This window comes from Streptomyces sp. NPDC041968 (assembly GCF_055589025.1).
Window position 1 is genome coordinate 172,494 of the sequence record NZ_JBVJCB010000001.1, and the last position, 21,596, is coordinate 194,089.

Here is a 21,596-nt window from a genome sequence, read left to right on the forward strand (position 1 = left end):
CCAGGCTCATGACAGCTCATGATCGAGTCAAGAGGGCGGCAAGGACACGCCGAAGCCGGTGCCGGTCACCCAAGTGGGCTCCGGCACCGGCTTGTTGGCCGCCCGGCGGGCGGTCGGCGTGCGTGCGTGGAGGGACGCGAACGTCGGTGGCTCGGGGCGTTCGGGTCAGCCGACGAGGTTGTCCGCCAGCTCCTCCTCGCCGAGGTTGGCGTCCGTTCCGGGGATGCCCAGGTCCGAGGCCCGCTTGTCGGCCATCGCCAGCAGACGGCGGATGCGGCCGGCGACGGCGTCCTTCGTCAGCGGCGGATCGGCGAGGGCGCCCAGCTCCTCCAGGGAGGCCTGCTTGTGCTCCATCCGGAGCCGGCCCGCGGCGGCGAGGTGCTCGGGCACGTCGTCGGCGAGGATCTCCAGGGCGCGCTGCACCCGGGCGCCGGCGGCGACGGCGGCACGCGCCGAGCGGCGCAGGTTGGCGTCGTCGAAGTTGGCGAGGCGGTTGGCGGTGGCGCGGACCTCGCGCCGCAGCCGCCGCTCCTCCCAGGCAAGCACCGAGTCGTGGGCACCGAGCCGGGTGAGCAGGGCGCCGATCGCGTCACCGTCGCGGACGACCACCCGGTCCACGCCGCGCACCTCGCGGGCCTTGGCGGGGATCGACAGTCGGCGGGCGGCGCCGACCAGGGCGAGTGCCGCCTCGGGCCCCGGGCAGGTCACCTCCAGGGAGGAGGACCGGCCGGGCTCCGTCAGCGAGCCGTGCGCCAGGAAGGCACCGCGCCAGGCGGCCTCGGCGTCGCACGTGGCCCCCGACACCACCTGCGGCGGCAGGCCCCTGATCGGCCGTCCCCGGCCGTCCACCAAGCCGGTCTGACGGGCCAGCTGGTCACCGCCCGCAACCACCCGAACGACGTAACGCGAGCCCCGGCGCAGTCCGCCCGGAGCCATCACGATCAGCTCCGAGCTGTGCCCGAAGATCTCCAGGATGTCCTGCTTGAGCCGGCGGGCCGCTCTCGCGGTGTCCAGCTCGGCCTCGATCACGATGCGCCCGCTCACCAGGTGAAGGCCGCCGGCGAACCGCAGAACGGCGGAGACCTCCGCCTTCCTGCAGCAGGTACGGGTGACGGGGAGCCGGGAGATCTCATCCTTCACCGCTGCCGTCATCGCCATGGGCCGATCCTTCCATGCATCCGAAAAATACGGTCGTACGCGGCGGCCAGCAGCTCCGGGTCGTGCCTCGGGGTCCCGTCGGTCCGGGCGACCGGAGCCAGTTCGACCGCGGCGCCGAACCGTTTCGCGGCGTCGGTGAGCGAGTCACGGTCGGGCACGGCGGCCTCGTCGGCCAGCACCACGTCCAGGGCGAGTTTAGGGGCGTGTCGTCCCAAAACCTCCAAATGACGCTGCGGAGAGAAGCCCTCGGTTTCTCCGGGCTGGGGCGCGAGGTTCAGGGAGAGCACCCGGCGCGCCTTGGTCTGGGCGAGCGCGTCGAGCAGATCGGGCACGAGCAGGTGCGGAATGACCGAGGAGAACCAGGAGCCCGGGCCGAGCACCACCCAGTCGGCGTCCAGGACGGCGTCGACCGCCTCGGGGACGGCCGGCGGGTCGTTCGGCACCAGGTGGACGGACTGCACCTCGCCGGGCGTGAGCGCCACGGTCGCCTGCCCGCGCACGGTGTCCACCTCGTCGGGCCGCTCCGGGTCGTGCCCCCGGACCAGGGCCTGGAGCTCCAGCGGCACCGCCGACATGGGCAGCACCCGCCCGTGCGCGCCGAGCAGCTTGCCGACCAGGTCCAGCGCCTGGACGTGGTCGCCGAGCTGCTCCCACAGGGCGACGATCAGCAGATTGCCGACCGCGTGCTCGTGCAGGTCGCCCTGGGACTGGAAGCGGTGCTGGATGACGCGGGCCCAGGTCTGGCCCCAGTCGTCGTCGCCGCACAGCGCGGCCAGCGCCTTGCGCAGGTCGCCGGGCGGCAGGACGCCCAGCTCGTCCCGGAGGCGCCCGCTGGAGCCCCCGTCGTCGGCCACGGTGACGACGGCCGTGAGGTCGCCGGTGATCCGGCGCAGTGCGGCGAGCGAGGCGGACAGGCCCATGCCGCCGCCGAGGGCGACGACCTTGGGCTGGGCGCCCCGGCGGCGCGGCTTGCCACCGCGTGCCTGTTCGGGCCGGGCGGCGCGGGTCTCGGCGGGCCGGCCGCCGCGTCCCTCGGGCACCACCCGGCGCAGCCTGCTCAGCCGCGGAGTACGTCCTGTCATTCCCGTCCCATGTCCCGGTGGACGACCACCGTCTCCACGCCCTCCGCGGCGAGCCGGGCGGCGAGCTTCTCCGACATGGCCACGGACCGGTGCTTGCCGCCGGTACAGCCGACGGCGACGGTCACATAGCGCTTGCCCTCCCGACGGTAACCCGTGGCGATCATCTGGAGCAGCTCGGTGTAGCGGTCGAGGAACTCCTTGGCCCCGGGCTGGTTCAGGACGTAGGAGGACACCTCCTCGTTCAGGCCGGTGAACGGGCGCAGCTCGGGGACCCAGTGCGGATTGGGCAGGAAGCGCATGTCCACGACCAGGTCGGCGTCGACCGGGAGGCCGTACTTGAAGCCGAAGGACATGACGGTGGCCCGCAGCTCGGGCTCCTCGTCGCCGGCGAACTGTGCGTCCATCTTGGCGCGCAGCTCGTGCACGTTCAGGCTGGAGGTGTCGATCACCAGGTCGGCGTCGCCGCGCAGCTCGCGCAGCAGCTCCCGCTCGGCGGCGATGCCGTCGACGATGCGGCCGTCGCCCTGGAGGGGGTGCGGGCGGCGCACCGACTCGAAGCGGCGCACCAGGGCCTCGTCGGACGACTCCAGGAAGACGATCCTGCGGGTGACAGCGCGGGCGTCCAGGTCCGCGAGGGACTCGCGGAGATTGTCGAAGAAGCGCCGGCCGCGGACGTCGACGACGACCGCGATCCGCGCCACGTTGCCCTGCGAGCGGGCGCCGAGCTCCACCATCGTGGGGATCAGCGCGGGCGGGAGGTTGTCGACGACGAACCAGCCGAGGTCCTCCAGACACTTGGCGGCCGTCGAGCGGCCGGCCCCGGACATGCCGGAGATGATCACCAGCTCGGGGATGGCCGCCTCGTGCGCCCCGGCTGCTTCCTTGCCCGTACTCACCTGTGCTCCGTCGTCCTGGCCCGGTTCGGAACCGGGCGTCTGCGGGCCCGGATCCTCACCGGTCGTGCGGTGGGCCTGTTCTCGTCCCGCTGTGGGCTGTGCCTCGTGCTCGGTCATCTCTCCTGCCCCCGTCGTTCGTCCGGGGTGCCCGCGGTCACGGGCTCCCCAGGGGCATCCGCGGTCGTCTCGGGTGCCCCGTCCTCGTCATCAATGATCTCTCCCGTCGCCGTGTTCACGGCGGGAGCGGCCGGGGTGGCCGCGGCCAGGGCCACGGCGACGGTCTCGGCCGTCTTGCGGCCTATGCCGGGCACCTCGCAGATCTGGTCGATCGTCGCCGACCGCAGCTTCTTCACCGAACCGAAGTGCTTGATCAACGCCTGCTTGCGGGTCTCCCCGAGGCCCGGCACGTCGTCCAGCGGGCTGGAGCGGAAGCGCTTGGCGCGCTTGGCGCGCTGGTAGGTGATCGCGAAACGGTGGGCCTCGTCTCGGACGCGCTGCAGGAGGTACAGACCCTCGCTGGTGCGGGGCAGGACGACCGGGTCGTCCTCGCGGGGCAGCCACACCTCCTCCAGTCGCTTGGCGAGGCCGCAGACGGCGATGTCGTCGATGCCCAGCTCGTCCAGGGCCCGCTGGGCCGCCGCGACCTGCGGCCGGCCACCGTCGACGACGATGAGCTGGGGCGGGTAGGCGAAACGCTTGGGGCGGCCGTCCTCGTCCTTCAGGGCCGGGCCGTCCGTCGGCGGCGCGTCGCTGCCCGCTTCCCCTCCGTCGGTCCCGCTCTCGTCCGCCCACTCGCCGGTCCTCTCCTTGTCGGCGAGGTAGCGGCGGAAGCGGCGGGTGACGACCTCGTGCATGGAGCGGACGTCGTCCTGACCGTTGCCGTGCCACAGCTGCGTGTCTCCGGCCCGCCCCTTGATCTGGAAGCGCCGGTATTCGCTCTTGCGTGCCAGACCGTCCTCGAAGACGACCATGGAGGCCACCACGTCGTCGCCCTGGAGGTGCGAGATGTCGTAGCACTCGATGCGCAGCGGGGCGCTGTCCAGGTCCAGGGCCTCGGCGATCTCCTCCAGCGCGCGCGAGCGGGTCGTCAGGTCGGAGGCGCGCTTGGTCTTGTGCAGGACGAGCGCCTGCTGGGCGTTGCGCTGGACGGTCTCCATGAGCGCCTTCTTGTCGCCGCGCTGCGGGATGCGCAGGGACACGCCGGACCCCCGGCGGTCGGTCAGCCACTGCTGGACCGGCTCCACCGGGTCGGGCAGCGCGGGGACCAGGACCTCCTTGGGGACGGCGTCCCCGGTCTCCTCGCCGTACAGCTGCTGGAGGGCGTGCTCGACGAGGGCGCCGGTGGTGACCTCCTCCACCTTGTCCGTGACCCAGCCGCGCTGGCCGCGCACGCGTCCGCCGCGCACGTGGAAGATCTGGACGGCCGCCTCCAGCTCGTCCTCGGCGACCGCGATCAGGTCGGCGTCGGTCGCGTCGGCCAGCACGACCGCGCTCTTCTCCATCGCCTTCCTCAGGGCCCCGATGTCGTCCCGCAGACGCGCCGCCCGCTCGTACTCCATCTCCTCGGCCGCGTCGGCCATCTGCCGCTCCAGACGGCGCAGGTAGGTGCCTGTGCGGCCGGCCATGAAGTCGCAGAACTCGTCGGCCAGGTCCCAGTGGTCGTCCGGGGAGATCCGGTCGACGCACGGCGCCGAGCACTTGCCGATGTAGCCGAGGAGGCAGGGGCGGCCGGTACGGGCGGCGTTCTTGAAGACCCCCGCGGAGCAGGTGCGCACCGGGAAGACGCGCAGCAGGAGGTCGACCGTGTCGCGGATCGCCCAGGCGTGCCCGTACGGGCCGAAGTAGCGCACGCCCTTCTTCTTGTGGCCGCGCATCACCTGCACGCGCGGGAACTCCTCGTTCATGGTCACCGCGAGGTACGGGTAGCTCTTGTCGTCGCGGTACTTCACGTTGAACCGGGGGTCGTACTCCTTGATCCAGGAGTACTCCAGCTGCAGCGCCTCGACCTCCGTGGACACGACCGTCCATTCCACGGACGCGGCGGTGGTGACCATGGTGCGGGTGCGGGGGTGGAGGTTCGCCAGGTCCTGGAAGTAGCTCGCCAGGCGCTGGCGCAGGCTCTTCGCCTTTCCGACGTAGATCACCCGGCGGTGCTCGTCACGGAACCTGTACACCCCCGGGGTGTCCGGGATCTCTCCCGGTTTGGGGCGGTAGCTGGAGGGGTCGGCCATGACTCACACCCTACTGGCGGGGGCCGACACTCCGGCGGGGCTGTGGACGACGGCGCGAGGCCCTGTGGACGAACGGGAGGGACCTCTGCGCACGACCGGCCACGGAGTCGAGGGAAGACGGTCCGGGCCGGGGGGAAGACGGTCCGGACCCGGAGGAAGACGGTCCGGGGCCGGTCGGTCACACCGTGTGCCCCCGGGGAGCCGGGCCGGTGCGTTCTCGGCCAGGAGCACGTCGGGGTGGGGCGTCAGGTGTTGTCGGGACTAGGTCAACACGCTTCAATGCGGGGGGACTCGGGGCCTCGATGCGCGGCGTGCGGATGTGAAGACCTCTGCGCCGCGACCGGGGGGCGGCCCCGGTCGATCCGCGCCGAACGGTCTGACCAGCCGTCGTGAACTTCACAGGAAGGCCCCCGCATGCCGCACGCCACCCAGCCCTTGGACGTCGCCACCGCGGACCTGGACTCGGTCCTGCGCGGTGGCCCCTTCCACGTGGCCCTGCGCGCCGCGATCGCCGCTCGCGGTCTGCCCCTGCAGCGCGTGCAGCACCATCTGTCGCGCCGCGGGGTGAAGGTGGGCGTCACGAGCCTGAGCTACTGGCAGCAGGGTGCCCGGCGCCCGCAGCGCCCGGAGTCGCTGCGGGCCGTGCGGGCACTGGAGGAGATACTCGAGCTGCCCGAGGAGTCGCTGATACGTCTGCTCGCCGAGACGGACGAGGACACCCTCGCGCGGCGGCCCGCGGCCCGCTCCTACCGGGCCCACCTGGAGGCCTCCTGCGTCCTGGACGGGCTGCTGGCCGAGCTGGACCACCAGCGGTCGGACGGCGGCGTGCACAGCCTCGGGCACCACGAGCGCATCCGGGTGGGGTCGCGGCGCGAGCTCGCCGGCCGCGAGTCGCACCACATCGTCCGCGCCCACCGCGACGGTGTCGACCGATTCGTCGCCGTCCACCACGGTGACCCGGGGTGCGCCCCCGCACGGATGACCGTCCACGCGCTGGAGAACTGCCGCACGGGACGTGTCCGCACCCACCACGACACCGGTGTGCTCGTGACGGAACTGCTCTTCGACACGCGTCTGCGGGCCGGGGACACCTACCTCTTCCGCTACGGGGTCGAGGACGGCACGGCGGGAGTGTCGCGCGAGTACGTCCGGGGGTTCGGCTCGGTCGGCGGGCAGTACGCGTTGCAGGTGCGGTTCGACGCCGCGGCTCTGCCGGCCCGCTGCCACCGGTTCACGCAGCACTCGCCGGCGGCTCCGCGGGGCGGCCGACAGGAACTGCGCCTCAGCCGCCCCCACCACTCCGTGCACCTCGTGGAGCCGCGGGTGCGGTCGGGGCTGCTGGGGATCGAGTGGGAGTGGGACTGAGGGGACGGCACCCGCGTGGGCAGCGGGGCGGGCCGGACGAGGCGGGTCACGCGGGGCGGGCCGGGTCATGCCAGGTGGGTCGTGCCAGGCGGGCCGGGGTCCGGACGGACCTGGTCGGTCAGGTTCCCGGGCTCACGACGATCCGGCCCTGTTCCACCTCGACCGGCAGCTCGATGAGCGCGACCGTCGCCGGGGCGTGCAGCACCTCGCCGGACCGGGCGTCGAACTCGCTGCCGTGGCAGGGGCAGACGAGTTTCGCCCCCTCCAGCTTCTTGATGGGGCACCCCGCGTGCGTGCAGACCGTGCTGAACGCCTTCAGGGCGCCGTCGCCGCCCCGGCTGACGACCACGTTCTCGTCCCGGTAGAGCTTGGCTTCCCCCGCGGCGACCGCCCCCTCCGCACCGAGGTCGACGGGCGCGGTCGGCCTGGCGGGCGCCGCGCCGTCGTCGCCCGGCGAGCAGGCGGCGAGACCGAGACCGGCGACGGGTGTGGCGGCCGCCGAGCGCAGGACGGTACGGCGGCTCGGGGCGGGACGGCCGGGCATGGGGGGTCTCCACTGGTCGGGGGATGTGCAGGCCGACGATATCCGGCGCCGGGCTCCCGCCCGCCGGGTGGGTCGTCGGGACGTACGCGTGACGGCAAAGCCGCGTAAACGCTTGCGTAAACGTTTACGCACTTGCGCCAGATGGGATACGGTCCCAGCAGCGCGCCGGGAGAACACGCCGGGAGGCACCGGGCGGAGCGCGCCGGGAGGAACCGGGCGGAACACGGAGAGGACCCGCCGATGGCGACCATGACCGACGTCGCACGGAGCGCGGGGGTCTCCGTGGCGACCGTCTCGCACGTGCTCAATGACACCCGCCCGGTGCGGCCGCACACCCGCCAGGCGGTCCTGGACGCCATCGAGGAGCTCGGCTACACGCCCAACACCCTCGCCCGCTCCCTGGTCACCTCCCGCACCCGCTCGATCGGGCTCGCCGTGTCGGCGATCAGCAACCCGTACTTCACGGAGATACTCCAGGGCGTCGAGGCCGCCGCGCTGGAGCACGGTTACAGCCTCCTCATCGCCGATCCGCACGACGACCCGGCGCACGAGCGCAAGGTCGTGCAGCTGCTGCACGAGCGGCGCGTGGACGGCATGATCGTCGCGCCCTCCGCCGACCCGCGCGACCTCATCGCCTACCTGGGCCGCCACCGCGTGCCCAGCGTGTTCCTCGACCGGATCATCGGCACCCCCGAGGGCGCCGGCGCGGCGCTCTTCGACCAGGTCTGCGCGGAGAGCGCCGAGCCCACGACCCGGTTGGTCACCCATCTCGCGGGGCTCGGCCACCGTCGGATCGGCCTGGTCGCGGGTCGGCCGGGACTCAGCACGACGCGCGAGCGGATCACCGGGTACCGGCACGGCCTCGCCGCCGCCGGGCTGCCCTACGACGAACGGCTCCTGGTCCACGGCGACTCCGAGGCGGCCGGCGGCGAACGGGCCGCGGCGGCCCTGTTGTCCCTTGCGGTGCCGCCCACCGCCCTGGTCACCGCCAACAACGCGATGACCATCGGCGCGCTGCGTGCCCTGCGGGAGCGCGGCCTGGCCGTCCCCGGTGACCTCGCCCTGTGCTGTTTCGACGACTTCGCCTGGGCGGACCTCTTCTCCCCCCGGCTCACCGCCGTGGCGCAGCCCAGCAGGGAGATCGGTGCACGGGCCGTCAGGTTGCTGCTGGAGCGCCTCGCCGCACCGGAGCGGCCCGCGCGGACCGTCCGGCTGCCCTGCGCCTTCGTACACCGCACCTCGTGCGGGTGTCCCGAACGCTCCACACCCACCGAGCAGTCCGAACCCACCGAGCAGTCCCCCACCGGGGCCCATGAGAGGAACTCGCAGTGATCGTCGTCGCCGGTGAGGCACTGATCGACCTGGTACCGCAGGGCACGGGCGCCCTCGCCGCGCTACGGCCGGCGCTCGGCGGTGGGCCGTACAACACGGCCGTCGCGCTGGGCCGCCTCGGCTCCCCCACCGCCTTCTGCTCCCGGGTGTCGGACGACGCCTTCGGCGAGGCGCTGCTGGACCGGCTGCGCGCGACCGGTGTGGACGTCTCGCCGGTACAGCGCGGCCCCGAGCCGACGACACTCGCCGTGGCCTCGGTGGACCCGGACGGTTCGGCCGCGTACTCGTTCTACGTGGAGGGGTCGGCCGACCGGCTGTTCACCAAGCCCGGCGCGCTGCCGGACGGCACTCGCGCGGTGTCGTTCGGCACCTGTTCGCTGGTACTGGAGCCCGGGGCGAGCGCGTACGAGGAGCTGATGCGCGAGACGGCCGAGCGGGGCGTCTTCACCGCGCTGGACCCGAACATCCGGGCCGGCCTGATCCCTGACCCGGACGCTTACCGGGCCCGGTTCCGGAGCTGGTTGCCGTGGGTGTCCCTGCTGAAGCTGTCCGCCGAGGACGCCGAGTGGCTCGGTGGCACCCCGCGGGAGTGGCTGGCCGCGGGCCCGGCAGCCGTCGTGGTGACCCGGGGCGGGGCGGGGCTGACGGCGTTCACCCGCGACGGGGGGGAACACGCGGTGCCGGGTCGGCGGGTCGATGTGGTGGACACGATCGGCGCGGGCGACACGGTGAACGCGGCGCTGCTGCACGGCCTCGCGGCGCGGGACGCCCTCGACGGCGACGCCGTGGCCGCCTTGGGGGCGGACGGCTGGGCCGAGTTGCTGGGCTTCGCCGCCCGTGCGGCCGCGGTCACCTGCTCCCGGGCGGGCGCCGAGCCTCCGTACGCCCACGAAGTGGCACGGTGACGGCGGGGGCGGGGCCGGTCGGGGCCGGTCGCGTGGACGGGGTCGGGTCCGGGGGCGGGTCCCATGTGCGAGGTGGGTTCCGTGTCCGGTCGCAGGGGCGGTGTCGGTTTCGGGTCCGGTCGGATGGATGAGCGATCCGGACGAGAGGCCCGGTTCAGCCCGCCGGTCGTACCGCCCGCAGGGCGCCGGGGCGGCGGCCGTTGAGCCGGTCCAGGGCGGCGGCCGTGGCGTCGTCCGCGGGCAGGTGTACGACGATCCGCTGGCCCTCCTCGGGCAGCGCGAGCGTCTCGTGCAGCAACCGCAGCGGCCCGGCCTCCGGGTGCTCGACGTGCTGCGTCCCGGCCCGCCGAGGCGCAGCGCCCAGGTCGGCGAACCGGTCGGTGAAGGGCGCCCCCACCGTCACGGTCAGCTCCTCGGCCAGTTCGGTGACGTACGGGTCCCGCAGCGGGGCCTCGTGCCGGAGCTGGGCGACCAGGTCGTCGGCCATGCGGTCCCAGTCCGGGTAGGCGGCGCGGGCGCGCTCGTCGGTGAACAGGTACCGGAGCAGGTTGGGGCGTTCCACGTCGAGCAGCCCGATCGGGCCGACCAGCCGCGCGTAGCCGCCGGTGTGGGCGAGAACGTCGCCGATCCAGTTGAGGACCACGGCGGGGGTGGGCTCCAGACGGTCCAGAACCGCCCGCACGGTGGGGCGCGCGGTCCGGCCGAGCGAGGGGGCCGCGGCACACAGCAGCGGGTCGCCTCCGTCGGCCTCCTTGGTCAGCCGGCGCAGCAGCATCCGGTCCCGCAGCGGCAGCTGCAAGGCGTCGGCGAGGGCGCCCAGCACCTGGGCGGACGGGTTGCGGTCCCGTCCCTGTTCCAGCCGCGTGAGGTACTCGACGCTGACGCCGGCCAGCGTGGCCAGTTCGGCGCGGCGCAGGCCGGGAGTACGGCGGCGCGGGCCCGCCGGCAGCCCCACCTCGACCGGGGTGACGGACTCGCGCCAGGTCCGCAGGAACGTGCCCAACTCGTTGTCGCTCACGTCTGGAACGTACCAAGCGGCGGGGCTCGGAGGGTGGCCCTGCGACTACCACGCTCGGGCCGGTCTCCCTGCGAAGGCGCGGTGCGCCCAGGGTGGAGGGCATGACGAATGACACGACCGCCACCGCCCGTACCGTCGCCTCTCCCCTGCCCCTCGTCGCCGGTCAGTGGGCCCTGGACCCGTTCCACTCCGCCGTGAACTTCACCATCCGCCACCTCGGCATCGCCAAGGTGCGGGGGCGTTTCACCGGTGTGCGGGCCGAACTGTTCGTGGGCGAGCGGGTCGAGGACGTCCGGGTGTCCGCGACGATCGACCTGGCCACCATCGACACCGGGAACACCGACCGGGACGCGCACGTGCGCGCCTCCGACCTGCTCGACGTGGAGAAGCGGCCGACGATGACCTTCCGCTCGTCCCGGGTGTCGGGCGAGGGCGAGGACTGGACCATGGAGGGCGAGCTGACCATCGGTGACGTGACCCGTCCGGTGACGTTCGCCGTGGAGTTCGGCGGGCTGGGAGCCCTGCCCGGCGGCGACGGACGGCACGCCGGGTTCGAGGCGACGGGTGAGATCCGGCGCAGCGAGTTCGGCCTGGACTTCGCTCCGGGTCTGCTCGGCGAGGTGGTGAAGATCCAGCTCGACATGCAGTTCGTGGAGCCGGTGGGCGCCTGAGCGGAAGGCCGCGCGAGCGACGCGCCGGGCCCCGCGGAATCGTCCGTGGGACCCGGCGCGTCGCTGTACCGGAGGGCCGGGCGCACTTCGCGCACCCGGATCGGCCCGGGTCAGGCCTTGCTCGTCCGCGTCGTCTTCTTCGCGGCGGGCTTGCCGGCCTGGGTCGTGGCCTTCTTGGCCGTCTTGGTGGCGGTCTTCTTCGCCGCCGTACCCGTACCCGTGACCGCCTTGGTGGCAGTCTTCTTCGCGGTGGCCTTCGCGGCCACCGTCTTCGCCGCCGCCTTGCGCGGCGTCTTCACGGGGGCGTCGCTGATCCGGTCGGCGTCGAGGATGTCCCGCAGGAACTTGCCGGTGTGGCTGGCGGGGACGCCCGCGACCTGCTCGGGCGTCCCTTCGGCGACCACCAGACCGCCACCGGCGCCGCCCTCGGGACCCATGTCGACGACCCAGTCCGCGGTCTTGATCACGTCGAGGTTGTGCTCGATGACGATGACCGTGTTGCCCTTGTCCACCAGGCCCGACAGGACGGTCAGCAGCTTGCTGATGTCCTCGAAGTGCAGGCCCGTGGTCGGCTCGTCCAGGACGTAGACCGTGCGCCCGGTGGAACGGCGCTGCAGCTCGCTGGCGAGCTTGACGCGCTGCGCCTCGCCGCCGGACAGGGTGGTCGCGGACTGGCCGAGCCGGACGTACCCGAGCCCGACGTCCTTGAGCGTCTTCATGTGCCGGGAGATCGCGGGAACCGCCTCGAAGAAGTCGGTCGCTTCCTCGATCGGCATGTTCAGGACGTCGGCGATGGACTTGCCCTTGTAGTGGACCTCCAGGGTCTCCCGGTTGTACCGGGCGCCGTGGCAGACCTCGCACGGGACGTAGACGTCCGGGAGGAAGTTCATCTCGATCTTGATCGTGCCGTCGCCCGCGCAGTTCTCGCAGCGGCCGCCCTTGACGTTGAACGAGAACCGGCCCGGCAGGTAGCCGCGGACCTTGGCCTCGGTCGTCTCGGCGAACAGCTTGCGGACGTGGTCGAAGACGCCGGTGTACGTCGCCGGGTTGGACCGCGGGGTGCGGCCGATGGGCGACTGGTCGACGTGGACGACCTTGTCGACGAGGTCGTCGCCGTCCACGCGCGTGTGCCGGCCGGGGACGCTCCGTGCCCCGTTCAGCTCGCGGGCCAGGTGCGTGTACAGGATGTCGTTGACCAGGGTCGACTTGCCGGAGCCGGAGACACCGGTGACCGCCGTGAACACGCCGAGCGGGAAGGACACGTCGATGTCCTGGAGGTTGTTCTCCCGGGCGCCGTGCACGGTCAGGCGCCGGGACGGGTCGAGCGGGCGCCGGATCTCGGGCAGCGGGATGGCCTTCCTGCCGGACAGGTAGGCGCCGGTCTGCGACTCGGTGTTGTCGAGCAGTTCCTTGACGGAGCCGCTGTGCACCACCTTGCCGCCGTGCTCACCGGCCCCGGGGCCGATGTCGACGATCCAGTCGGCGACCTTGATGGTGTCCTCGTCGTGCTCGACGACGATGAGCGTGTTGCCCATGTCGCGCAGCCGGACGAGGGTCTCGATCAGCCGGTGGTTGTCGCGCTGGTGCAGGCCGATGGACGGCTCGTCGAGGACGTAGAGCACGCCGACGAGGCCGGAGCCGATCTGCGTGGCCAGGCGGATGCGCTGGGCCTCGCCGCCGGAGAGGGTGCCCGCAGCGCGGTTCAGCGAGAGGTAGTCCAGGCCGACGTCGACCAGGAAGCGCAGCCGTTCGTTGACCTCCTTCAGCACGCGCTCGGCGATCTTCTTGTCGCGGGCGCTGAGCTTCAGCTCGCCCAGGAAGTCCGCGCAGTCGCTGATGGACATCGCCGAGACCTCGGCGATCGACTTGCCCATCACGGTGACCGCGAGGACGAGGGGCTTCAGGCGCGTGCCCTCGCAGGTGGGGCAGGGCACCTCGCGCATGTAGCCCTCGAAGCGCTCGCGGCTGGCGTCGCTCTCGGCCTCGCTGTGCCGGCGCTTGACGAAGGGGATCGCGCCCTCGAAAGCCGTGGTGTAGCGGCGCTCGCGGCCGTACCGGTTGCGGTAGCGCACCTCGACCTGGGTCTTGTGGCCGTTGAGCAGGGCCTTGCGGGCGCGCAGCGGGAGACCCGCGAAGGGGATGTCCGTCCGGAAGCCCAGCGCGTCCGCGAGGGCGCCGATGAGGCGACCGAAGTATTCCTTGGTGTGCCCGTGCGACCAGGGGTGGATGGCGCCCTCGTCGAGCGACTTGTCCTCGTCCGGGACGATCAGCTCGGCGTCGACCTCCATGCGCGTACCGATGCCGGAGCAGTCGGGGCAGGCGCCGAAGGGCGAGTTGAAGGAGAAGGAGCGGGGCTCCAGCTCCTCGAAGGACAGGTCGTCGTACGGGCAGTACAGGTGCTCGGAGTACATGCGCTCGCGCTCGGGGTCGTCCTCGGGGAGGTCGACGAAGTCGAGCACGACCATGCCGCCGGACAGGCCGAGGGCGGTCTCCACGGAGTCGGTGAGGCGGCGCTTGGCGGAGTCCTTCACCGTGAGGCGGTCGACGACCACCTCGATGGTGTGCTTCTCCTGCTTCTTGAGCGTCGGCGGGCTGGAGAGCTGGACGGTCTCGCCGTCCACCCGCGCGCGGGAGTAGCCCTTGGTCTGGAGGTCGGCGAAGAGGTCGACGAACTCGCCCTTGCGCTCGCGCACCAGCGGCGACAGCACCTGGAAGCGGCTGCCCTCCGGCAGCTCCAGGACCCTGTCGACGATGGCCTGCGGCGACTGGCGCGAGATCGGCCGGCTGCACTGCGGGCAGTGCGGCTTGCCGATGCGGGCGAAGAGCAGGCGCAGGTAGTCGTAGACCTCGGTGATGGTGCCGACCGTGGAGCGCGGGTTCCGGGAGGTCGACTTCTGGTCGATGGAGACCGCCGGGGAGAGGCCCTCGATGAAGTCGACGTCGGGCTTGTCCATCTGGCCGAGGAACTGCCGGGCGTAGGAGGAGAGCGACTCCACGTAGCGCCGCTGGCCCTCGGCGAAGATGGTGTCGAAGGCCAGGGAGGACTTGCCCGACCCGGACAGGCCCGTGAAGACGATGAGCGAGTCGCGAGGCAGGTCGAGCGAGACGTTCTTCAGGTTGTGCTCGCGCGCGCCACGGACGATGAGACGGTCGGCCACGCCGGTCCGCACCTTTCTTGAGAGAAGTGACAGGGGCGGGGCCCCCGTCCTTCTCAGACTAGGGGGAGCCACTGACAACGCCGGTCGATTCACCAGTCGTCAACAAACCCCGACTGTCCAGCATGCCCGACGCCACATCCGACCATATAGCACGTGCATTCGATTAGCGGGCGTCGTCCGTCACCTTCACCCGAAGGTGTGGCGCGGTCTAGGGTCAGCACCATGATTGATCACGCGCATGACCTGGCGTCTGTACGTGACGCTACCGAGCGGCTGCTCACCGCGGTCGGGAAACTGGACAACGCGTCCGTGACGGAGTCGTCACGGCTGCCGGGCTGGACCCGCGGCCACGTCCTCGCCCACCTAGCGCGGAACGCGGACGCCCTCGTCAACGTCTTCGAAGGACGCCCCATGTACGCCTCCGCCGAGGCCCGGGACGCCGACATCGAGCGCGACGCCCCGCGCCCCCTCGACGTGCAGCTCGCCGACGTGCGCGAGAGCGGGGCCCGCTTCCAGGCGGCAGGGGCCGTGCCCGCCGACTGGTCGCGCACCGTGGCGCTGCGCAACGGGGTCACCGACTCGGCGTCCCGGATCCCGTTCCGGCGGTGGATCGAGGTGGAGCTGCACCACGTGGACCTGGGCATCGGGTACGAGCTGGAGGATCTCCCGGCGGAGTTCACCGAGCGGGAGACCGCGTTCCTCGCCGACCGGTTCGCCGGGCACCCGGACGTGCCGCCCACCCGGCTCACGGACGGCACGCGCGCGTGGAGCACGGGTCGCGAGGCGGGCGCCCCGGAGGTGACCGTCACCGGGCGCCCGGCCGACCTGCTCGGCTGGCTGGCGGGACGTCGCGAGGGGGCCGCGCTGACGGTCGAAGGGGGCCCCCTGCCGTCGCTGCCTCCCCTGTAGCTCCCGGGAGGCGGTCTTCGGACCGCCTCCCGGCGCTAGGCTGGCGCTCATGACGTACAGCGGAGAGGTGAGGGTCGGCGGACCCGCCGACGTGCACGAGCTCAAGGACCTGATGATCACCAAGGTCGCGGTCGGCCCGATGAACAACAACGCCTATCTGCTGCGCTGCCGGGCCACCGACGAGCAACTGCTGATCGACGCGGCCAACGACGCGCACACCCTGCTGGGGACGATCGGTGCCGACGGCATCGCGTCCGTCGTCACCACGCACCGGCACGGGGACCACTGGCAGGCGCTGGCCGAGGTCGTCGCGGCCACCGGCGCCCGCACCCACGCCGGCCGCCACGACGCCGACGGCATTCCCGTGCCGACCGACGTCCTGGTCGACGACGGGGACACGATCCGGGTAGGGCAGGTGGAGCTCACCGCGCGCCACCTGGTCGGGCACACGCCGGGGTCCATCGCCCTGGTGTACGACGACCCGCACGGGCACCCCCATGTGTTCACGGGGGACTGCCTCTTCCCGGGCGGTGTGGGCAACACCCACAAGGACGCGAAGGCGTTCGCCAGCCTGATCCACGACGTGGAGACCAAGATCTTCGACGCGCTCCCGGACGAGACCTGGATCTACCCCGGACACGGCAAGGACACCTCCCTCGGCGCCGAACGACCCCAGCTGCCGGAGTGGCACGCCCGAGGCTGGTGAGCCCCGCGCGTTCCCCGTCCCCCGCCTGCGGGGTGCGCGCCGCCGGGCTCCGACTCCGGGCGGCGGCCCGGCGTCTCAGGTCCGGGCCCGCCCCTCCCCGGCCAGCGCCGCGATCCGCTCCACGCCGAACACGTAACCCTGGACGCCGCACCCCGCGATCACCCCTTCGGCGCGCTGGGAGACGTAGGAGTGGTGCCGGAACGACTCGCGCTGGTGGATGTTGGAAATGTGGACCTCCACCACCGGCAGGCCGTCACAGGTGTTGAGCGCATCCAGGATCGCGACGGACGTGTGCGAGTAGGCGGCGGGGTTGATCACGATCCCGCAGTGGTTCGTCCGGGCCTCGTGGATCCAGTCGACCAGTTCGCCCTCGTGGTTGGACTGCCGGAAGTCCACGGTCCCGCCGTGCACCGCCGCCGCCTTCGCGCACAGGGCCTCCACGTCGGCGAGGGTGTCGGAGCCGTAGATCTCCGGCTGACGCTGACCCAGCAGGTTCAGGTTGGGGCCGTTGAGGATCATGATCGGGGCGTTGGCCAGGGTGCGGGGCACGGTTCCTCCGGTCCGTTCGGGGTGCGGCAGCCCTTGCGCGACCGCCGCTCGGTCCCCGGTCTATCACGGTGCACCGGCGACCCGGCCGCCCGTACCCTCCCCGCACGACGCCGATCGCGTACCCGCCCGAGTCCTCGTCCGGCGACCGCGTCGCGGGGATGTCCCTTCCTGCGGGCTGCCGGGACTCTTCCCGCTCCCCCACGACTGGCTCCCCTACGAGTGGAGCCTGGAGCGGCCGCGCGCGGAGCACGGGCTGGAACCGGTCGAGTACCGACCCGCGCAGGGGGTTCTCCCGGACGGCGGGATCTACCGGCCGACGGACCCGGGCCGGCGCAGCACCGTCGCCTGCTGAACCGCCGACCGCCCCGCCTCTCCCCCCTCGTCCTGGGCCCGCGCGCCTAGGGGTTGATCGCCAGCTCCAGATACGCCGCGAACAGCACCAGGTGGACGCCTCCCTGCAAGGGCGTCGCACGGCCCGGCACGACGGTCAGCGAGGCCACCACGACGGTCAGGGCGAGCAGCACCATGTGGGTGGCTCCCAGGCCGAGCACCAGCGGCCCGGACAGCCACACGGACGCGAGGGCGACCGCCGGGATGGTCAGGCCGATGCTGGCCATCGCCGAGCCGAGGGCCAGGTTCAGACTGGTCTGCACCCGGTCGCGGCGGGCGGACCGCACCGCGGCGATGGTCTCGGGGAGCAGCACCAGCAGGGCGATGATGACGCCGACGACGGCGTGGTGCAGTCCCGCGGCCGCCACGCCCTCCTCGATGGTCGGCGAGACCCCCTTCGCCAGGCCGACGACGCCGATCAGGGCCAGGCCCAGCAACCCCAGGCTGAGCAGGGCGGTCCGGGCGGACGGGGCGTCGGCGTGCTCCTCGAAGGTGATCACCTCGCCCTGCCGGGTGATCGGCAGGAAGTAGTCACGGTGCCGCACCGTGAGGGTCGCGATGAACAGGCCGTAGAGGATCAGCGAGGAGATCGCGGCGAACGCCAGCTGCACCGTGGAGAACTCCGGTCCGGGCGCGCTGGTGGTGAAGGTCGGCAGCACCAGGCTGAGCGTGGCCAGGGTCGCGACCGTCGCGAGGGCGGCGCCGGTGCCCTCCGGGTTGAACACCGCGATGCCGTGGCGCAGTGAGTTGACCAGGAGACTGAGGCCGACCACGCCGTTACAGGTGATCATGACGGCCGCGAAAACCGTGTCCCTGGCCAGGGTCGCGCCCTTCTCACCGCCGTCCGCCATGAGGGTCACGATCAGCGCGACTTCGATGACCGTGACGGCGACCGCGAGGACCAGGGACCCGAAGGGCTCTCCCACGCGGTGCGCGACCACCTCCGCGTGGTGCACGGCGGCCAGCACGGCCACCGCGAGCACCACCGTCAGGAGTGCGACGAGCCCGCCGGGCAGATCCCGGCCCCAGGTGAAGGCCAGCAGCACGACCGCGGCCACGGGCACGACGGTCGTCCACTGTGCGAGCAGCTCCCGGGGACTGGCGACCATGCGGCGATCGTCGCAGAGGGTCACTTCCCTCGCACTCGCTGTCACGCGGGGTGCGGGGCGCGTCCGCTCGCCCGTCGCACGCCTCACCCGCCGGTGCTCTCCCTGGACGGTCGCCGTCCTCGGCCCACGCGAAAGCGGCGAACGGCACCTCGCCGCCCGCCGCTTCCGGTGGTGCTCGCTACGCCCGGTCAGGGACGTGCGCGGTCATGCCTCGATGCTGTCCTTCGGAGCCTCGTCGCTCCCGGCGGCCGCGGCTTCCGCCTCGGCCTGCTTCTTGGAGGCGCGGAGGCTGGTGATCGTGGTGACGACCAGGACGGAGCAGATCACGCCGAGCGAGACCGGAATGCTGATCTCGGGGACGTGGACCCCGGACTCGTGCAGGGCGTGCAGGACCAGCTTGACGCCGATGAAGCCCAGGATGACCGACAGACCGTAGGAGAGGTGCACCAGCTTCCTCAGCAGGCCGCCCAGGAGGAAGTACAGCTGTCGCAGACCCATCAGGGCGAACGCGTTGGCCGTGAACACGATGTACGGGTCCTGGGTCAGGCCGAAGATCGCCGGGATGGAGTCGAGCGCGAAGAGCACGTCGGTGGTGCCGATCGCGAGCATCACGACCAGCATCGGGGTCATGACCCGCTTGCCGTTCTGCTCGATCCACAGCTTGGTGCCGTGGTAGCGGTCGGCGACACCGAAGCGACGCTCGGCCGCCTTGAGCAGCTTGTTCTCCTCGAACTCCTCGTCCTCCTCGTCGGCACGGGCCTCCTGGATGAGCTTCCAGGCCGTGTAGATGAGGAAGGCGCCGAAGATGTAGAAGACCCAGGCGAAGTTGGCGATGATCGCGGCACCCGCCGCGATGAAGATCGCCCGGAGGACCAGGGCGATGAGGACACCGATGAGGAGCACTCGCTGCTGGTACTGCGAGGGCACCGCGAACTTCGCCATGATCAGGATGAAGACGAAGAGGTTGTCCACACTCAGGGACTTCTCGGTGATGAAGCCCGCGAAGAACTCGCCGGCGGGCTGGCCGCCGCCGAAAACGAGCAGACCGACACCGAAGAGGCCCGCCAAGGCGATCCAGACGGCCGTCCAGATCCCGGCTTCCTTGATCGATACGTCGTGCGGCTTGCGGCCGATGAAGAAGTCGGCCCCGATCAGGACGGCGAGGCCCACGACAGTCAGGACCCACAGGGTCATGGAAACTTCCACTACTACGCCTCCGGCAGTACGTCACACGGCAGATGTCAGCGTCGTCGCTGCCGGAGGTCTCTTCCACCCGGGTCCGGGACGCTAGACGCGTTCGGAACCCACGGGCCGACGCCCCGGGATCTGGCCTGATCCGTATTGACGGGTACGCCGCACAGACAGGGAGTACTCCCCTCCGTACGGACGACAGTACCCCATTCCCCAAGGGAAGGTAAAGAGATTTGCAAATTACGCTCAAAAGGCCAGGTGGGACGTGGTCACCGATTCCACGAACGGCGGGCGGCGGCGACCTGTGAGAGCACCTGCCGGAGCACCTGACTGCCGGGCGGCACGAGCGGGGGCTCGTACGTCCACGCATGCCCCACCCAGGGGTCGGCGAGGTGGTCGTCGGCCACCGGCGTCAGCCGGAGCAGCGAGCGCCACAGCGGGTCGAGCAGCGGTCCGTACCCGGACGAGTCCTCGCGGGCGGCGACCATCATCAGGTGGACCCCGACGGCGGGCCCCTCGTCCGCGAGGTAACGCAGCTGGGTCACCGCCCGGTCGTCGAAGCCGTGCGGGAAGTCGTTGACGATCAGGAGCTGCTGGGAGGTGTCGAGCCCGGGCGGGAGCGCGTCGGGGGCGCCGCCGCGCAGCGCCATCTGCACCAGGTCGACGCGCTGGGTGAGGCGCGCGAGCACGTCCGCCGTGCCGGCGGCCCCCAGGGCGGGCGGGGCGGCGAGCACCCCGCTCTGCGTCAGGGGTGCCAGTGCCTGCGTCCCCGATCCTGCCGGATCGATGACGTGCACGGTGAACTCGCCCGCCGGGTACACGGCGAGCAGCCGCGCCGCGTGGGCGACCGCCGTCTCCAGACCCAGGCGCCGCATCTCGTGGGAGTCGGCGAACGAACCGTCGAACGAGGCGCTGCGCCCGCTGTCGATCCACAGCCCGCGCTCCAGCGGCAGCCGGACCAGCATCGGGATGCGTATGCGCTCGGCCTCGGGCAGGCGGAGGTCGCCCAGCCGCAGGGCCATGGGGATCTCCATCGGTACGCGGTAGGCGTGCCAGACGGGGCTGTCCCAGCTCGCGTAGGCCGTCGGCAGGGCGGGCTCGACGACCTCCGCCTCGGCGGCGAGCTGAGCCACGTCCCGGTCGAGGGCCTCCTGGGCCTGGGACACGAGCTGACCGTGCCGCGCGCGGGCCGCCTCGCGGACGGCGTCTCCCTGGCCCCCGATGCGGCTGCGCGGGTCGGACAGGACCTGGTCGAGCTCCTTCTCCATCCGGGAGTCGGCGAAGTCCACCGCGCTGCGGTACGCGGCCGTGGAGCGGGCCAGGTCCTCGAACATGCCCCACACCTGGTTGTAGAGCCGCTCCTCCATGGACCATCCCGTGGCGTCGCCCGCTACGGGCGGCGCGGGCTGCCCCGGTGCGGCCGGGGGCGCGGTCGGCGGTGGTGGGGGTGGAGCGGCGTTCTGCCGGCGGGGGTGGCTGTAGTCGACGGGGCCACCACCCGCGGGCGTGGGCGGCCGGGGGGCCGTGGAGGAGTCCCCCGGTCCGCCGGGGTACGGCTGCTGCATCCCCTGCTGCGGTGGGACTCCGGCTGCCCGCGCGCCGGGGGTGCGCTCGGAGTCGTACGGAGAGGCCGGTGGTACGGGGCCCGGGGCGCCCTGGGGTGCGGCGGCGCCGAGGTCCGGCCCCTGCGCCGGTGCGGCGGTCTGCCTGGAACGGTCGCCGTCGGCGGTACGCGCCGGGGGTGTCGGCACGGAACGGGCCTGGCCGCCGGCCACCGCCTCCTGGATGCTTCCGGCGAGCTGGTGGGCCTGGGGCAGGTGCTGGTCGGCGAGGAGCTCGGCGAGGCCTCCCGCGTAGCCCTGGCCGACGGCCCGCACCTTCCAGGCGCCCTGCCGCCGGTAGAGCTCCACCGCGACGACGGCGGACTCCGCCTCCAGACCGGTGAGGGTGTAAGTGGCGACCTCGCCACCGTCGAGATCCGTGACGGAGACGAAGGGGGCGGCGACGGCTCCGAAACGGGCCGGACCGGTCCCGGCGGCGGGCAGGGCGAGCAGCACGCTGATCCGGTGGACGGCGCCCGGCACGGCGCCCAGATCCACCGCGAGACGGTGATCGACGGCCGCCTGCCGGGAGACCTCCAGGCCGGGCAGGGCGGGTGCACCCGGGTGGGCCACCCACTCCGCACCGCGGACCCTGCCGTTCTCGTCGCCGAGCGTGGCGCCGACCACGACCGGCGTGCCGGCCGAGACCCGGATCTCCAGCCTGGCCCGGGGAAGCGGGTGGTTCTGTCCCCGCGTCAGCTCGGCCGTCATCGCCTGTCCCCCTGTGTCACTCGTGCGTCACTCGTGATGTCGTCCGGCGTTCGCCCGCCCCACCCGCCGG

General features: G+C 72.3%; 17 protein-coding genes. 6 read left to right on the forward strand and 11 right to left on the reverse strand.

The window, feature by feature from the left end:
• Positions 1 to 165 precede the first annotated feature (165 nt).
• Genes whiA through uvrC form a run of 4 tightly spaced genes read right to left on the reverse strand, consistent with a single transcriptional unit; the run spans position 166 to position 5,367 of the window.
• Complete coding sequence (gene whiA / locus ACZ6EG_RS00815; protein ID WP_356607877.1) at positions 166 to 1,158, reverse strand: DNA-binding protein WhiA; 993 nt, start codon at positions 1,156 to 1,158, stop codon at positions 166 to 168.
• Positions 1,149 to 2,240 carry a gluconeogenesis factor YvcK family protein gene (locus tag ACZ6EG_RS00820; protein ID WP_053128931.1) on the reverse strand — a complete coding sequence of 364 codons (1,092 nt, stop codon included), beginning with the start codon at positions 2,238 to 2,240 and terminating at the stop codon, positions 1,149 to 1,151. Before ACZ6EG_RS00820 ends, whiA begins: the two co-directional genes overlap by 10 nt.
• Positions 2,237 to 3,253 (reverse strand): RNase adapter RapZ, encoded by a 1,017-nt coding sequence (gene rapZ / locus ACZ6EG_RS00825; protein ID WP_391967548.1) that lies wholly within the window; start codon positions 3,251 to 3,253, stop codon positions 2,237 to 2,239. Before rapZ ends, ACZ6EG_RS00820 begins: the two co-directional genes overlap by 4 nt.
• Positions 3,250 to 5,367 (reverse strand): excinuclease ABC subunit UvrC, encoded by a 2,118-nt coding sequence (gene uvrC, locus ACZ6EG_RS00830; protein WP_469600497.1) that lies wholly within the window; start codon positions 5,365 to 5,367, stop codon positions 3,250 to 3,252. Before uvrC ends, rapZ begins: the two co-directional genes overlap by 4 nt.
• 414 nt (positions 5,368 to 5,781) lie before the next feature.
• Here uvrC and ACZ6EG_RS00835 point away from each other — a divergent pair, with 414 nt between their 5' ends.
• Entirely contained in the window at positions 5,782 to 6,732 is a 951-nt protein-coding gene (locus ACZ6EG_RS00835) for a hypothetical protein (protein WP_391967550.1), read from the forward strand.
• A 118-nt stretch (positions 6,733 to 6,850) separates the two neighbouring features.
• Here the strand turns inward: ACZ6EG_RS00835 and ACZ6EG_RS00840 are convergent, their stop codons facing one another.
• Positions 6,851 to 7,276, reverse strand: a complete 426-nt coding sequence (locus ACZ6EG_RS00840; RefSeq protein ID WP_391967551.1) for a Rieske (2Fe-2S) protein — start codon at positions 7,274 to 7,276, stop codon at positions 6,851 to 6,853.
• 240 nt (positions 7,277 to 7,516) lie between these two features.
• Between ACZ6EG_RS00840 and ACZ6EG_RS00845 the strand changes: the two genes are divergently transcribed.
• Complete coding sequence (locus tag ACZ6EG_RS00845; protein WP_469600502.1) at positions 7,517 to 8,608, forward strand: LacI family DNA-binding transcriptional regulator; 1,092 nt, start codon at positions 7,517 to 7,519, stop codon at positions 8,606 to 8,608.
• A complete protein-coding gene (locus tag ACZ6EG_RS00850; RefSeq protein WP_383649722.1) occupies positions 8,605 to 9,513 on the forward strand; it encodes a carbohydrate kinase family protein in 909 nt (302 codons plus the stop codon). Before ACZ6EG_RS00845 ends, ACZ6EG_RS00850 begins: the two co-directional genes overlap by 4 nt.
• Before the next feature lie 154 nt (positions 9,514 to 9,667).
• On the opposite strand, the gene ACZ6EG_RS00855 is transcribed toward ACZ6EG_RS00850, so the two are convergent.
• Positions 9,668 to 10,531, reverse strand: a complete 864-nt coding sequence (locus tag ACZ6EG_RS00855) for a helix-turn-helix domain-containing protein (RefSeq protein ID WP_469600506.1) — start codon at positions 10,529 to 10,531, stop codon at positions 9,668 to 9,670.
• Between the two features lie 101 nt (positions 10,532 to 10,632).
• Between ACZ6EG_RS00855 and ACZ6EG_RS00860 the strand changes: the two genes are divergently transcribed.
• Positions 10,633 to 11,202, forward strand: coding sequence for a YceI family protein (locus ACZ6EG_RS00860; protein WP_391967554.1), 570 nt, complete (start codon positions 10,633 to 10,635; stop codon positions 11,200 to 11,202).
• A 110-nt stretch (positions 11,203 to 11,312) separates the two neighbouring features.
• On the opposite strand, the gene uvrA is transcribed toward ACZ6EG_RS00860, so the two are convergent.
• Positions 11,313 to 14,360, reverse strand: a complete 3,048-nt coding sequence (uvrA, locus tag ACZ6EG_RS00865; protein ID WP_469600509.1) for an excinuclease ABC subunit UvrA — start codon at positions 14,358 to 14,360, stop codon at positions 11,313 to 11,315.
• A gap of 222 nt (positions 14,361 to 14,582) precedes the next feature.
• On the opposite strand from uvrA, the gene ACZ6EG_RS00870 reads away from it, so the two are divergent.
• Both ACZ6EG_RS00870 and ACZ6EG_RS00875 read left to right on the forward strand, forming a co-directional pair.
• Positions 14,583 to 15,269, forward strand: coding sequence for a maleylpyruvate isomerase family mycothiol-dependent enzyme (locus tag ACZ6EG_RS00870; RefSeq protein ID WP_391967556.1), 687 nt, complete (start codon positions 14,583 to 14,585; stop codon positions 15,267 to 15,269).
• 49 nt (positions 15,270 to 15,318) lie between these two features.
• Positions 15,319 to 15,975: an MBL fold metallo-hydrolase gene (locus ACZ6EG_RS00875; RefSeq protein ID WP_391967557.1), complete on the forward strand. Its 657-nt coding sequence runs from the start codon at positions 15,319 to 15,321 to the stop codon at positions 15,973 to 15,975.
• 75 nt (positions 15,976 to 16,050) lie between these two features.
• On the opposite strand, the gene aroQ is transcribed toward ACZ6EG_RS00875, so the two are convergent.
• The 4 genes from aroQ to ACZ6EG_RS00895 all read right to left on the reverse strand — a co-directional run bounded on the left by aroQ (position 16,051) and on the right by ACZ6EG_RS00895 (position 21,526).
• Positions 16,051 to 16,524, reverse strand: coding sequence for a type II 3-dehydroquinate dehydratase (gene aroQ, locus ACZ6EG_RS00880; RefSeq protein WP_391967558.1), 474 nt, complete (start codon positions 16,522 to 16,524; stop codon positions 16,051 to 16,053).
• A 398-nt stretch (positions 16,525 to 16,922) separates the two neighbouring features.
• Positions 16,923 to 18,023, reverse strand: coding sequence for a calcium:cation antiporter (locus ACZ6EG_RS00885; RefSeq protein ID WP_469600515.1), 1,101 nt, complete (start codon positions 18,021 to 18,023; stop codon positions 16,923 to 16,925).
• A 204-nt stretch (positions 18,024 to 18,227) separates the two neighbouring features.
• Positions 18,228 to 19,229, reverse strand: coding sequence for a TerC/Alx family metal homeostasis membrane protein (locus ACZ6EG_RS00890; protein WP_384693018.1), 1,002 nt, complete (start codon positions 19,227 to 19,229; stop codon positions 18,228 to 18,230).
• A gap of 254 nt (positions 19,230 to 19,483) precedes the next feature.
• Positions 19,484 to 21,526 (reverse strand): TerD family protein, encoded by a 2,043-nt coding sequence (locus ACZ6EG_RS00895; RefSeq protein WP_469600518.1) that lies wholly within the window; start codon positions 21,524 to 21,526, stop codon positions 19,484 to 19,486.
• Positions 21,527 to 21,596: the final 70 nt, after the last annotated feature.